This window comes from Flaviramulus sp. BrNp1-15, assembly GCF_022259695.1.
Lineage (GTDB): Bacteria > Bacteroidota > Bacteroidia > Flavobacteriales > Flavobacteriaceae > BrNp1-15.
In genome coordinates this window covers 1,830,268-1,844,901 of record NZ_CP092099.1, presented here as the reverse complement: position 1 = coordinate 1,844,901, position 14,634 = coordinate 1,830,268, and the positions used below count along the sequence as shown (strand labels likewise).

Below are 14,634 nucleotides of genomic sequence, written 5' to 3'. Positions count from 1 at the left end.
ATTTGTCTAAAATTAAATACTAAACCCTGTAGAAACAATGATATTTATCAGATTGAAAATTGGTTTACACTGATATATATCATTTACTAAAACCAAATCTGTTTGCATATTTATACATAAACAAAAAAAAAGCAAACTATTATGGCACTTAACTTTAATCAATTTGCAAAAGAGGCGAATACTTTTTTAAAGAAGTATACTAAAGAAATGAACCTAGGCGATGATAGAGAGAAAGCAGGTCGTATACTTTCTGCAATCTTACATGCCTTAAGAGATGTTATATCCACTCAAGAATCGTTACAGCTTATTGCACAATTCCCAATGTTTTTAAAGGCTGTTTATGTTAACGGATGGACTATTCATAAAAAAGAAAAAATTAAAACAATGACCGAGTTTATTGATTTAATAAGAAAATATGATGGCGTTACATCTATTCATGATTTTGGATCGGACGAACTTGCAGAAAATTACATAGCAACCACTTTTATAATGTTGCGCAGATACGTATCTCTGGGAGAACTAGAAGATATAAGAACAGAATTGCCTAAAAACCTTAAATCTATGATTTACCAGAATGTTATGTTTTAGCATAAAATAAAAATGAAATTATGAAAACTTTACAAGACAAAGTTGCAATTATTACAGGAGGTTCTGGAGGAATTGGTAAGGCTACAGCAAAACTATTCTTATCAGAAGGTGCTAAAGTTATGTTAGTTAGTAGAAGTGAAGAAAAGCTAAAAAAAGTTTTAAAAGAATTAAATAATGAAAATTTAGCTTACTGTGCAGCAGATGTTGCTAAAACAGAAGATACTAAAAAATACATAAAAGAAACATTAGCAAAGTTTGGACAAATTGATGTTTTTTTTAACAATGCCGGTATAGAAGGCGATGTAAAGCCTATTAAAGACTATTCAGAAACTGAGTTCGATAGAGTTATTGCCACAAATATAAAAGGAGTCTGGTTGGGTTGTCAACATGTTATTCCAAAAATGAAAGATGGTGGAAGCGTAATAATTACGTCATCTGTAGCTGGTATAAAAGGGTTTTCTGGACTTGGCCCCTATGTAGCAAGCAAGCATGCTGTTGTTGGTATAATGAGAGTAGCAGCCATAGAATTTGCTAATCATAAAATTAGAGTAAATACCATTCATCCTGGACCTGTAAATACCAGAATGATGCGGTCAATAGAAGAAAGTATTTCACCAGGACATGCAAAAGAAGTACAAAAAGGATTTGAAGCCGACGTCCTTTTTAAACGTTATGCAGAACCTGAAGAAATAGCACAATTAGTACTGTTTTTGGCTTCTGATTCTAGTAAATATATTACTGGTTCTATGCAAGTAATTGATGGTGGTATGCATGTCGGTTAGTTATTAATATGAATTTAATTATCCTTTTGTAATTATGGAAGCAACAATCACATACAAAGAAATTGAAATACCAATTGGTAATATTCATTTAAAAGGAAACTTACGTTTATCTGAAAAAAGTAAAGGCATTATATTATTTTCTCATGGTAGCGGTAGTAGCAGATTAAGCTCAAGAAACAATCATGTAGCCGATTTTTTATTCACTCAAGGATTTTCGAGCCTGTTATTCGATTTATTAACTCCACAAGAAGATACTATTTATGAAAACAGATTTGATATAGAACTTCTTTCAAAAAGACTTTTACAAGCTACATTATGGATTGGTAAAAATAAAAGTACAAAACATTTACCAATAGGTTACTTTGGCGCAAGTACAGGTGCTGCTTCTGCCCTAACAGCAGCAGCTACACTAGGAACAAAAATAAAAGCTATTGTGTCTAGAGGTGGTAGACCAGATTTAGCTATACCAGTTTTAAATAAAATACAAATACCAACGCTATTAATTGTAGGGGGAAATGATGATGTAGTTATAGAGCTTAATAAAAAGGCAAAAAACAAAATTAAAGGTATTTGCGAAATAAAAATTGTTGAAGGCGCATCACATTTATTTGAAGAATATGGAGCTTTAGATAAAGTAGCTCTATACTCAGCAAATTGGTTTAACTCTTATTTGAATTAAAAAAACAAAATCATGTTTAACGACAGAATAGATGCAGGTTTATTACTCGCCGAAGAATTAAAAAATTACAGCGATAATAAAAATGCAGTCATTATAACTATTCCTAGAGGCGGACTCCCTATTGGAAATACTATTGCAAAGCAATTACATTTACCATTAGAATTGGTGCTTTCTAAAAAAATAGGTCACCCCATAAATAAAGAGTTTGCAATTGGTGCAGTTACACTAAGTGATAGTATTTTAAGCGATGATGCTAATCTAGTTTCTAAAGAGTATTTAAATGAAGAAACTTATAAAATCAGAACGCTTTTAAAAGAGAGACATAATAGATATTATGGCACCAAAAAGCCTTTAAACCTTAAAAACAAAATAGTAATTTTGGTAGACGATGGTGTTGCCACTGGGCATACTTTAATTTCAAGTATTAAACTCATTGAAAAACAAAAACCATCTCATATTGTTGTGGCTCTACCTGTTGGTTCTCCTTCTGCCATTGAAAAAATAAAAAAACTGCCATATGTAAACGAAACTATTTGCTTATTAAAACCTTCAAATTTTCATGCCGTTGGTCAGTTTTATAATAACTTCAATCAGGTTAGTGATGATGAAGTGGTGAGACTTTTAAAAGAAGCTAATAACAACTTGCAGGTAAACATTTAAACTCTTCATTTTTAATTTAAAATCAAAATAAGCAACTCAGTTTCAAACTGATAAATATCATTGCTTAAACTGCTTCATTTAAATAGTTTTAAAATGGTTTAATCATTGAAAACATTTTAGTAAAAACTCAAAAAAATCATGAAAGTAGAACAAATTTATACCGGGTGTTTAGCCCAAGGTGCATATTATATTGAAAGTAATGGTGAGGCAGCTATTATAGACCCACTTCGTGAAGTCGATCAATATATAGATATGGCAAAAAATAGGAATGCTAAAATTATATATGTTTTTGAAACACATTTTCATGCAGATTTTGTTTCGGGTCATATTGATTTGGCAAAAAAAACAGGTGCAGATATTGTATATGGGCCTACAACTATGAAAACAGGTTTCGATTTTATTGTTGGTAAAGACGGGCAAGAATTTAAACTGGGAAATGCAAAAATTAAGATATTACATACTCCAGGACACACTATGGAAAGTAGTTGCTATTTAATGATAGATGAAAATGGTAAAGAAACCTCATTGTTTACAGGAGATACTTTATTTATAGGCGATGTTGGAAGACCAGATTTGGCTCAAAAAGTAATTGCAGAACTTACTCAGGAAAAATTAGCAGCACATTTATTCGATTCTCTTAGAAATAAGATCATGCCATTACCAGATGATGTTATTGTTTATCCTGGTCATGGTGCAGGAAGCGCTTGTGGTAAAAAAATGAGTGATGAAACAACCGATACTTTAGGGCATCAAAAAATTACAAATTATGCTTTAAGAGCAGATATGGATAAAGAAGAATTTATTGATGCTATTTTAACTGGACTTACACCGCCTCCTGGTTACTTCCCTCAAAATGTTTTAATGAATATACAAGGATACGAAAGTTTAGATTACATACTTAAAAAAGGAACTACCCCATTGAATATAAATGATTTTGAAAAAGCTATTAAAGAGAAAAACCCTGTTATAATTGATACCAGAGATGCTCAATCATTTTGTAAAGGATTCATACCTGGTTCTTATAACATTGGTATAGATGGTAGTTTTGCTAATTGGGTAGGAACAACTATTGTCGATATTAAAACACCTATTTTATTTATTTCTAATAAAGGTTTAGAAGAAGAAGTAACTACACGTCTGGCTAGAATTGGTTTTGATAATACTTTAGGATACTTAAAAGGCGGTATAGAAACTTGGAAAAAAGCTGGAAAAGATCTAGAAATGATTACATCTATTTCTGCTGAAGATTTAGCAACCATACAAAAACAAGAAGAAGTAAATATTTTAGATGTGCGTAGAGCTAGTGAGTATAATAGCGAGCATATTTTAAATGCTATAAATGCACCTTTAGATTATATTAAAGATAGTATTAAAAAGTTGGATAAAAACAAAACGTATTATGTGCATTGCAGAAGTGGTTACCGTTCTATGGTATTTACTTCAATTTTAAAAACTAAGGGTTTTGAAAATTTAATTGATATAAAAGGCGGCATGAAGGACATAAAAGAAACAGGTAAATTTAAAATATCAGCATACAAAGAGCCAACTACACTGCTCTGATTGTTTTAAAATAAATATTATGAAAACACATCATCAAATAATAATTGTAGGTGGTGGAACTGCAGGCATAATGACTGCTAGTTTATTACTAAAAAAAAGTCCGTTGCTTGATGTGGCAATCATAGAACCATCAGATACTCATTGGTATCAACCTGCATGGACATTAGTTGGAGCAGGAAGTTTTAATTACAATCGCACAAAACGACCAATGGTATCGGTTATACCTAAAAATGCCAAATGGATAAGAGATAGTGTAGTTTCTTTCGATCCTGAAAATAATATTGTTATTACAGGTTCATTTAAAAATTACAGTTATGATTATTTAATTGTTTGTCCAGGTTTGAAATTAGACACCAGTTTGGTAGCGGGTTTACCCAATGCTATAGATAAAGGTGTGGTGTGTAGTAATTATACAAATCCAAATCACACCTGGCAAGTTATTAAAAACTTTAAAGGAGGAACAGCATTATTTACGCAACCACCAAAACCTTACAAATGTGGAGGTGCACCACAAAAAATAATGTATTTAGCCGATGATTATTTTAAAAAGCATAATTTAAAAGATAAAACAAAAGTAGTTTTTGCAACCTCTGGAGATGCGCTTTTTTCTGTAACAGAAATAACTGAAACACTTAAAAAGATTGTAAACAGAAGAGGCATTAATGTGAAGTTTGAGCATGAATTAAAAAAAATAGACAGTAAAAATCAAATTGCTTGGTTTAAAGTTACCGAAGGTTTTAAAGAAATGAACCCAACAGAAGTTGAGCTTCATGATAAAGATAAATTAGTAGGTATTAAATATGATATGCTCCATTTAGTACCTCCTAATACAGCTCCAGATTTTATAAAAAACTCACCACTAGTAGATAATAGTAAATGGGTTGATATAGATCCATATACATTACAACACAGAAAATACCCGAACATTTTTAGTCTTGGTGATGTTAGTAATTTACCAACTTCTAAAACAGGTGCTGCAATACGCAAACAAGCGCCTGTAGTGGTTTATAACCTCATCAATTTGATTGAATTAAAAAAATTAAGTAACAAAACTTACAACGGATATTCTTCTTGCCCATTTATTACTGGTTATGGCAAAATGGTATTGGCAGAGTTTGATTATGACAAAAATTTTACTCCAGACCCTAAGTTAATGAAAAGACTTTTTATTAAAGATTCTTCACAAGAACATTGGCGGCTATGGGTGTTAAAAAAATACATTCTCCCCTATTTATATTGGAACAAATTATTAAAAGGTATAGAAATATAGTAAAACATGATTGTACACGATTTTAGTAATAAAAACTCTGTTTTAAATCGGTTTATAGCCGAATTAAGAGATGTTACTATTCAAAGAGATATGATGCGTTTTAGAAAGAATATAGAACGTACTGGAGAAATTATAGGTTACGAATTAAGTAAAACTTTAGCTTACAAGAATAAAACTATTACAACACCGCTGGGAACAAAAAATGTAAATTTACCGAAAGATAAGTTAGTACTTTGTTCTGTTTTAAGAGCAGGTTTACCGCTACACCAAGGCATGCTCAATTTTTTTGATGATTCTGAAAATGGATTTATTTCGGCTTACCGACAGCATTTTTCTAATCATAACAGTAACGATGATGTTTTAAATATAGTTGTTGAATATCTGGCAGCTCCAAATTTAGATGATAAAATACTTATACTTATAGACCCCATGTTAGCTTCAGGTAAAACATTAGAAAATGTTTACAATGCTTTAAAGAAGCACGGAAAACCTAAAGAAATTCATATAGTATCGGTAATAGGTTCTAAACCTGGTGTAGATTATGTAAACGCCGTTTTTCCCAAAAACACTCAACTTTGGATTGCTACAATTGATGATGAATTAAACCATAAATCTTACATAGTTCCGGGGCTAGGTGATGCAGGAGATTTATCGTTTGGTTTAAAACTTGAAAAACAAAAAGACTAAGCGTCAAGAAATTACTAACAAAAAAGGGAATACTTTAAAAGTATTCCCTTTTTCATCACATTATTAAATTAAGTGAATTGATTAATAGCCACCCTATTCACTTGATAAGCAAGAAACAGGAAGCGTAAACTTCCTGTTTCCTTTTTGAAATGCTTGATTTTACTAACTAACCTTTTCTAATCATTAATATCCCTATTGAAAGCCATATTAAATCTTGTGATAATACCTTCAAACATTTCATCTCAGTGTCAAATATTCTTCAATATAAAACTCTGATAATTTTTATAAGAAACAGGAAGTCGAAACTTCCTGTTTCTCCAAAGTATCTAATTTCATCATCTAACTTTCAGTTCTCTACAACATCATCTTTATTTCTAAAAACAACATTGAAGTTTTCTAGTCAAATAATATCTTCAAACACTTTGTTTTGGTATCATCATCTTGCAATAACAATACCTATATTTTATAAGAAACAGGAAGTCGAAACTTCCTGTTTCTCCAAAGTATCTAATGTCATAATCTAACTTTCGGTTTTCTACGATATCATCTTTATTACTAAAAACAACATCTGGGTTTTCTAGTTAAACAATAGCTTCAAACACTTTGTTTCGGCATCATCATCTTGCGATAACAACACCTATATTTTTTAAACTATGTAAAAGAACTTTTTAATTATGATGCTAATATACTTTGTGATAACCAAATAGACAATGATATATATCAGTTTAGAAAAACTATACTGGTATTATTCCATATGCTATATTCAATAAAAACACACCTGTAAAAAACAATAACGTATAAATAAGTTGCACTAATTTTATATTAATAAACTCTAATACGACTACAGTTCGTTTTGGAAAAATAAATAGGGACAATCCTATAAAAAGAGAAATCCACCCTATAGATGTTATAATAAGTTTCCAGTTTGGTTCCCAAATATTATGAAATAAAATATTTAACAACCCTACTATTATAGCCATAAAAGAAGTTATAATAAGAAATTTTTCATCTTTTAAATCAGTAAAAATTTGCTTTATACGTTTTGGATTAAAACTTAATATTAAAAAGAATATAATAAGATACCAACCCCAAAACTTTGCTAAAAAAACTGAATTATCCATAATTTTTTAATTTTTTTCGTGTAACACTAAAAAGGGTATTTCGGTATGGTAACTTATTTCTTCAATTTTTGAATGAAATAAAATCTGCTGAAAATAATTTAGATTTTTCGCTACCATACAAATCATGTTTATATCTCTACTCTCAACAAAACATTGTATAGCATCTTCTACTTTTTTGTTTGTTAAATAATGAAAACTATGTTTTTTATCGTTAAAATAATCTCCTAATAATTCTCTGTTTCTTTTTTGTTCAATGTTTAAATCTGTATTCTTTTTACTAATATGAAGTATTCTTAAAATGGCTTCATAATGTTCTAAAATATCTGTAAGTGGTTGAAGTATTTGTATATCATAATTCAAAGAAAAATCTGTTGGAAAAGCCATTTCATTAAGTTTAACAAATTCGGCATCTTCTGGTACTGCTAAAGTTGTGCATTTTACTTTTGTTATGACATCACCAGTATTACTTCCCATTATAATTTTTTTTAAACCAGAAGCGCCTTTTGTGCCCATTACAATAATGTCTATGTTTTTTTCTTCAACATGTTTTCTTATAGATTCAATAAAGAAATTGTAATCGGAAAGAGAATAGAATCTGTGTTCCTTATTAGGTGGAAAATGGTTTGCAATACGTTTTAAAACTTTACGTATTTGCTGTTTTACAGGTTTTGTATATACTTCTTCTAAAACCTCTTCTGTAGCTATATACGGAGAACCGTTCATAATGTTGTTACCTATCCTGTTTACATGCAATAGGTAGAAGTTACATGCTTCTTTTTCAAAAAAATTGACAGCATACTTAATTGCATTCCACGAGTTTTCTGAAAAGTCTGTGGGTAGTAATATATTTTTCATCTAACAGCATCTTTACACGTACTAATTTATATATTAGATACCTTTGATAAAATGATATATGTCATTTTGATACAATGAATTACAACTAACTGATACTTTTTAATTTTTCAATATCTACAACTTTAATATTTCTTCCTTCAGCTTTAATAATTCCTTGTTTTTTAAACTCGGTTAATGCTCTAATTAATGTTTCGGTAGCAATACCTGCAACACTAGCTAAATCGTTTCTAGAAATCTTTATGGGATCTTCTGGTTTACGATTAATTCTTTCGGCAAATTTTAAAATGGTAGATGCTGTTTTTTTATTAACGGTTCCATAAGCCATTTCTAAGAGCTGTTCTTTAACTACAGATAAATCATCTGTTAGTAATTCTATTAACTCCAATACAACTTTATGGTTTTTATTAAGTAAATCATTAAAATCTATAATAGAAATACCTAATAGTTTAGTATTCGCAATAGCAGTTGCAGTTTCTTTATGAGGCGTGTTTTGTGTGAATGATGTATAACCAAATAAATCATCTTCCTTATATAAAGCAGTTACAAGTTCTTTACCTTGTTCGTCAATTCTATAACATTTTACTGCTCCTTTATTTATTAAGTATATGTAATTAGAGTGGTCGCCTTCATGGTAAATAACGTTTTCTTTTTTAAACGTGAATTCCTCTCCATAATCATCAAAAAAGTTTTTTAAATCGTTGAGTGTTTTTATTTCACCTTCATCATTTTGTAGAGTTTCTTTTTTTTGTTTACTTTTTAAATCTTGTAAAATAGAAACTTTTGCTAAACGACTTCTAATCGCACTAATAAGTTCATCTTCTGTAAAAGGTTTGGTTATATAGTCATCTGCACCTAAGTTCATGCCTTTTCTAACATCACTACGTTCTGTTTTAGCAGATAAAAATATAAACGGAATATGATTAGTAGCCTTATTTTTTGAAAGGATTTGAAGCGCACTATAACCATCTAACTCAGGCATCATTATATCGCAAATAATTATATCTGGTAGTTTATTTTTAGCAAGTTCTACTCCTATTTTTCCGTTAGAAGCTTTTAAAACTTTATAATCGGACAACTCCAAAAGTTCTGCAGTATTTTCTCTTAAAACAACATCATCTTCAATAAGTAAAACCGTTTTCATATGTGATATTTGTTTTTAGTTAACACAAAAAATCATTTAATTTTTGTGAGATAAAATTTCTGTTCCCAAAGCTTCATGATTTACCACATTAGGAAATGATATCACAAAAGTGGTTCCTTCATGTTCTTTACTTTGAAAACTAATAGTACCGCCTAGGTTTTCTAAATGGTTTTTAGCTATATTTAATCCTATTCCTGTGCCTTGGGTATTCAATACGTTTTCTGCTCTAAAATAGCGCTCAAAAATGCTTTTTTGATCTTTTTCTGGAATACCTATTCCATTATCTTTTATAGTTAAGGTAGTAAAATTAGCATCATGTTTAACGTGTAAATCTATTGCAGAACCCTCTGGAGAATACTTTATAGCATTATGTATTAAGTTAGAAAATATTAACTGAATAATTTTTTCATCTTGATAGAGTGAAATCTCATCAATATTTTCTGGGTAATTTATTTGTTGTCCTTCTTTTAAAAGCATATTAGCGTTATACACTACCTCGTTAACCACTTTACTTAGCCTGAAATGATTGAACTTATAATTAACCTTACCTGTTTCCAGTTTTTCTACAGATAAAAAGTCGTTTATTATATTATTTAAAAAATGAACTTTGTTGGTTATAGTTTCAATATGTTTATCTCGCTTTTCCTGTTGCTCGGTTAATTGATATTTAGTGAGTAATTGACTAGATGTTAATATGGCACTTAAAGGCGTTTTAAATTCGTGAGAAACTAGTGATAAAAAGTTGGTTTTTAATTCGTTTAGCTCTTTTTCTTTACTAAGTGCTATTTTAAGTTGTCTTGTTCTTTCTTCAACTTTATTTTCTAGTTTGCTGGTATAATTTTTTCGCTCTGTAATATCTAAAATAATGGCAACAAAAACAGCCTTTTCGTTTAAGTTAGATAGCTGCAAATGCACTTCTACAGGATATTCTGTACCATCTTTACGCTTATTTAATGTTTCGAACTCTATTTTGTTTACATTATTTTTTAGCAGCACATTAATTGTGTTTCTAAATTCAATTTCATTTTCGTTAGATATAATGTCAAGAGGTGTCATGGTTTTTAGCTCATCTAGAGTGTAACCAATATTTCTTTGTGCTCCATAGTTAACATTTATAAATTGTAGTGTTTCTGTATCGAAAACATATATTTCATTTAATGATTCATCAAAAATAGAAGCTAAATGATGCCGTTCTTCCTCAGTTTTTTTTCTAAGTGTAACATCATTTTGTATACCTATAAAATTTGTAACCACACCTCTAGTATTAGCTATAGGAAAGATGTATAAATCGTTCCAGAACATAGTACCATCTTTTTTATAGTTACGCAATGTTGCCTGACAACTCTCACCTTTTTTTATGGCTTCTCTAAGTTTTGCAAGCGGTTTTTGATCTCTATCAGTTCCCTGTAAAAACCTACAGTTATTATTAAGTATTTCAGCATCTGAATATCCTGTAAGGTTTTGAAAAGCTGAATTGAAATATATAATAGGGTTGTCGTGTTTTTGGGCATCGGTAATAACTATACCATTATTTGCCGATTGTAATGCTTTTGTACGAAGCATGAGGTTTCTTTCTATCTCTTTTCTTTCAGAAATATCTTTTATCAATGCCATAACATATATTTTGTTATAGATTTTAAAAGGATTTAATTCTACTTCAACAGGAAAAATATCTCCATCTTTTTTTAAAGCATAAATATCTGTGGCTTGACCCATTTTTCGGCGCTTACCTCTTTTAATAAATTTTTTAAAATACTTGGAATGACTTTTATGATAATTTGAAGGAATAAGTAAGTTAAGCTCCCTACCCATTAGTTCCTTCTTTGAATACCCGAAAATATGTTCTGCAGAGACATTAACTTCCATTATAACTTGATGGCTATCAACAATTAATACAGCCTCAGAAACAGTTTCTAACAGAATATTGAATATTTCCTGGTCTTGTTTAAACATAAAATTTTATGCTTTTAAATAGTAATAAAAGTACGAAAAAATCTTCATTTTCTATTTAGAAAAGACTGACTAATATCATAAATAATCAGAATTCTTGTGCGTAATTTTATTGAGTTATAATATCATTACAAATGAAAACTAAAAAGAAGTTAACACTTAAGTTTTACCAAAATCTTGGTAAGTTATTCTATGCTATAGCAGCAGCAGATAAAATAGTACGCGAAGCAGAATTTAATAAGTTAAAAACTTTAGTAAAAAAGCAATGGTTAGATGTTGATATTATTGAAGATGAGTATGACACAGATGCGGCTTACCAAATAGAAATTGTTTTTGATTGGTTAAATGATGAAGAAAACTTAGATGCTAAATCATGTTATGATGATTTTGTAAACTATAAAAACGAACAAAGTCATTTATTTACAGACAATATAAAAAAACTTATATTGAAAACTGCTGGCTTAATTGCTGATTCTTTTTCTGGTATAAATAAATCAGAATTGATTATGTTAGCTAAATTAGATTTAGAATTAAAAAAATAAATCAAAAACATGAGTAGTTTTAGTAGTATTATAAATTCCAGTGAATTAGTTTTAATCGATTTTTATGCCGATTGGTGTGGCCCTTGTAAAGTATTAGGTCCTATTTTAAAAGATGTAAAAAAAGAACTTGAAGATTCCATAAAAATTATAAAAATTGATGTCGATAGAAATCAAGCTTTAGCAAATAAATATCAAGTTCGTGGTGTACCAACTATGATACTTTTTAAAAAAGGGAAACAAGTATGGAGACAATCTGGAGTTGTACAAAAAAATGATATTATCAATATAATAAAATCTAACTAACATATAAATTATGAGCATACACATTGAAGCAAAAAAAGGAGACATAGCAAAAACCGTTTTATTACCAGGAGACCCAATGCGTGCAAAATGGATTGCAGAAACCTTTTTTGAAGACTATAAATGCTACAATGATGTACGTGGTATGTTAGGATATACTGGTTATTATAAAGGCAAACGTGTTTCTGTACAAGGCACAGGAATGGGCATACCATCTGCACTTATATATTGTCATGAACTTATTAATGATTATGGTGTAGAAAATCTTATACGTGTAGGTTCTGCAGGTTCTTATCAAAAAAATATTGAACTACGTGAAATTGTTATTGCTATGGCAGCTTCTTCAACCTCGGGCATTAACAACTCTCGATTTATAAATGCCGATTATTCTCCAACAGCAAATTTTGAGTTGTTTATGAAAACAGCATTGTATGCTAAAGAAAATAATATACCCATAAAAGCAGGAAACGTATTATCTGCTGATGAATTTTATGAAGATGATTATGACTCATATAAAAAATGGGCAGATTATGGTGTATTATGTGTAGAAATGGAAACTGCTGGTTTATATACAATTGCAGCTAAATTTAATGTAAAAGCATTATCTATTTTAACCATTTCAGATTCTTTAGTAACCAAAAAAAGAACATCTGCTGAAGAAAGAGAAAGTACTTTTAACACCATGATAGAAATTGCTTTAAGTACATTATAATTGTTTTTCTATCCATGTAAACTGCTTTTATTAGCATGATGAATATCATTTTGTAATAGCTTAAAAGACTATATTTTTAAAGTAATATTAAAGATATATGTCATGAAAAAACTATTAATTTCACTGTTAATAATTCCTGTTTTTGTATTTGCGCAAATAACAGAAGAATTAGATTTTGTAGCACCTTTTAGTGATGGCGTAGCAGCTGTTAAAAAAGACAACTCATGGGGATTTATAAATGATAAAGCCGACATCGTTATTCCTTTTAGAGATGATTTGGTTGTAACTGAAATTGATGGTAAATACTACCCTGTTTTTTATAACAACAGATGTTTAATTTCAGAAAAAAAAGAAGGTATAACCTATTTTGGTTATATAGACAAAACCGGTAAAACTGTAATTGAACCTAAATTCTTAAACGCTCAAAACTTTAATAACCATCGAGCTTTAGTTGTAGAATTAATAACTAAAACTGTTGGCACCAATGATATATTCGACAAACCTATAGTTTATAATAAATGCTACGAAGTTATTATTGACATGGATGGGAATTCAATGACTTATTTAAACCCAGAAGGTGTAAATGTAGTTTTAGATAAAAAATTTCTTAAAAAACCTCCAAAAATCACATCAAAAATCATTGCAAATAATTTAGTTGCCATTGTAAATAAAGATAAAAAATGGGTTATTAAATCTATAAAATGAAAGCAAACTTAAATTTAGGTACAGTCGCTGGAATTAAGATAAAAGTACACTGGACATTCTTTTTTTTAATTGCTTGGATAGTTTTTAGCGAACTAAAACAAGGTGGATCTACAAACAGTGTATTATTTAATGTAGCTTTAGTTTTAGCTGTTTTTTTGTGTGTTGTATTACATGAACTAGGACACGCTTTAACCGCTAAACGTTTTGGTATTATCACAAAAAAAATAACCTTACTTCCTATTGGTGGTATGGCAAGTTTAGAGCGTATTCCAGAATCTCCCAAAGAAGAGTTATTAGTTACATTAGCAGGTCCTTTTGTTAATATTATTATTGCTTTAATTCTTTATTTTATTATACCTGTAAATGAATTTATGCATTTAAATTTTACAGAAACCTTTGAGGTATTAATGAGTTTTACATTTCAAAATTTCCTATTCTATTTATATGTAGTGAATATTGGATTGGTTATATTTAACATTATTCCTGCATTTCCTATGGATGGAGGTCGTATTTTAAGAGCTATTTTGGCTATGAACATGAATCGTGTTAAAGCCACACAAATAGCATCAAGTATTGGTCAATTTATTGCAGTTGTTTTTTTATTACTTGGTTTATTATACAATCCATTTTTAATAATTATTGCGCTTTTTATTTTTTTAGGTGCCTACGGAGAAAACCAAATAGTTCAACATTTAGCATTACTTAAAGGACATAATGTAGAAGATGCTATGATTATAAATATAACAACATTTAGTCCTGAAGACCCAATAGATGTGGTTGTTAACAAAATTATTTCAGGTACAGAAACAAACTTTGTTGTTGTAAAAGACCATAAAATTGAAGGCATATTATATCATAAAAATATTATAGACAATGCCAATAAAAATGTTTTAGTAAAAGATATTATGGATACGGCTTTTAAAACTGTTAAACATACCGATGACCTTAAAGAAATTTACAATATTGTTTTTGCTGAAGAAAAATCATTTATCCCTGTATTAAATCAAGAAAAATTAGTTGGAGTTATTGATGCTACCAACTTAAATGAATATATTTTATTACAAGCTAAATTATCCTATTAA

16 protein-coding genes are annotated in these 14,634 nt (G+C 29.5%); 12 read left to right on the top strand and 4 right to left on the bottom strand.

Features of this window, described 5'->3' with window-relative positions; genetic code table 11:
* Positions 1-141: 141 nt before the first annotated feature.
* The 7 genes from MBM09_RS08205 (at position 142) to upp (ending at position 6,226) form a co-directional block, all read left to right on the top strand.
* Entirely contained in the window at positions 142-588 is a 447-nt protein-coding gene (locus MBM09_RS08205; protein WP_238673219.1) for a DUF2267 domain-containing protein, read from the top strand.
* A 20-nt stretch (positions 589-608) separates the two neighbouring features.
* Positions 609-1,370, top strand: coding sequence for an SDR family NAD(P)-dependent oxidoreductase (locus tag MBM09_RS08200; protein ID WP_238673218.1), 762 nt, complete (start codon positions 609-611; stop codon positions 1,368-1,370).
* 34 nt (positions 1,371-1,404) lie between these two features.
* Positions 1,405-2,049, top strand: a complete 645-nt coding sequence (locus MBM09_RS08195) for a dienelactone hydrolase family protein (RefSeq protein ID WP_238673217.1) — start codon at positions 1,405-1,407, stop codon at positions 2,047-2,049.
* Between the two features lie 12 nt (positions 2,050-2,061).
* Positions 2,062-2,709, top strand: coding sequence for a phosphoribosyltransferase (locus tag MBM09_RS08190; RefSeq protein ID WP_238673216.1), 648 nt, complete (start codon positions 2,062-2,064; stop codon positions 2,707-2,709).
* Positions 2,710-2,847: 138 nt separating this feature from the next.
* Positions 2,848-4,269: a rhodanese-like domain-containing protein gene (locus MBM09_RS08185; protein WP_238673215.1), complete on the top strand. Its 1,422-nt coding sequence runs from the start codon at positions 2,848-2,850 to the stop codon at positions 4,267-4,269.
* Positions 4,270-4,288: 19 nt separating this feature from the next.
* Complete coding sequence (locus tag MBM09_RS08180; protein WP_238673214.1) at positions 4,289-5,539, top strand: FAD/NAD(P)-binding oxidoreductase; 1,251 nt, start codon at positions 4,289-4,291, stop codon at positions 5,537-5,539.
* A gap of 6 nt (positions 5,540-5,545) precedes the next feature.
* A complete protein-coding gene (gene upp / locus MBM09_RS08175; RefSeq protein ID WP_238673213.1) occupies positions 5,546-6,226 on the top strand; it encodes a uracil phosphoribosyltransferase in 681 nt (226 codons plus the stop codon).
* A 734-nt stretch (positions 6,227-6,960) separates the two neighbouring features.
* On the opposite strand, the gene MBM09_RS08170 is transcribed toward upp, so the two are convergent.
* The 4 genes from MBM09_RS08170 to MBM09_RS08155 form a co-directional block, all read right to left on the bottom strand.
* Entirely contained in the window at positions 6,961-7,347 is a 387-nt protein-coding gene (locus MBM09_RS08170; RefSeq protein WP_238673212.1) for a hypothetical protein, read from the bottom strand.
* Positions 7,348-7,353: 6 nt separating this feature from the next.
* Positions 7,354-8,202 (bottom strand): universal stress protein, encoded by an 849-nt coding sequence (locus MBM09_RS08165; RefSeq protein WP_238673211.1) that lies wholly within the window; start codon positions 8,200-8,202, stop codon positions 7,354-7,356.
* 85 nt (positions 8,203-8,287) lie between these two features.
* Positions 8,288-9,343, bottom strand: coding sequence for a response regulator (locus MBM09_RS08160; RefSeq protein WP_238673210.1), 1,056 nt, complete (start codon positions 9,341-9,343; stop codon positions 8,288-8,290).
* 36 nt (positions 9,344-9,379) lie between these two features.
* Complete coding sequence (locus tag MBM09_RS08155; protein ID WP_370569637.1) at positions 9,380-11,296, bottom strand: PAS domain S-box protein; 1,917 nt, start codon at positions 11,294-11,296, stop codon at positions 9,380-9,382.
* A 131-nt stretch (positions 11,297-11,427) separates the two neighbouring features.
* Here MBM09_RS08155 and MBM09_RS08145 point away from each other — a divergent pair, with 131 nt between their 5' ends.
* From MBM09_RS08145 to MBM09_RS08125, 5 genes are all read left to right on the top strand, one after another.
* Complete coding sequence (locus MBM09_RS08145) at positions 11,428-11,835, top strand: hypothetical protein (RefSeq protein ID WP_238673209.1); 408 nt, start codon at positions 11,428-11,430, stop codon at positions 11,833-11,835.
* 9 nt (positions 11,836-11,844) lie between these two features.
* Positions 11,845-12,138, top strand: a complete 294-nt coding sequence (gene trxA, locus MBM09_RS08140) for a thioredoxin (protein ID WP_238673208.1) — start codon at positions 11,845-11,847, stop codon at positions 12,136-12,138.
* Between the two features lie 10 nt (positions 12,139-12,148).
* Complete coding sequence (gene deoD, locus MBM09_RS08135; RefSeq protein WP_238673207.1) at positions 12,149-12,847, top strand: purine-nucleoside phosphorylase; 699 nt, start codon at positions 12,149-12,151, stop codon at positions 12,845-12,847.
* Positions 12,848-12,949: 102 nt separating this feature from the next.
* Positions 12,950-13,552 (top strand): WG repeat-containing protein, encoded by a 603-nt coding sequence (locus MBM09_RS08130; protein WP_238673206.1) that lies wholly within the window; start codon positions 12,950-12,952, stop codon positions 13,550-13,552.
* Positions 13,549-14,634, top strand: a complete 1,086-nt coding sequence (locus MBM09_RS08125; RefSeq protein WP_238673205.1) for a site-2 protease family protein — start codon at positions 13,549-13,551, stop codon at positions 14,632-14,634. Before MBM09_RS08130 ends, MBM09_RS08125 begins: the two co-directional genes overlap by 4 nt.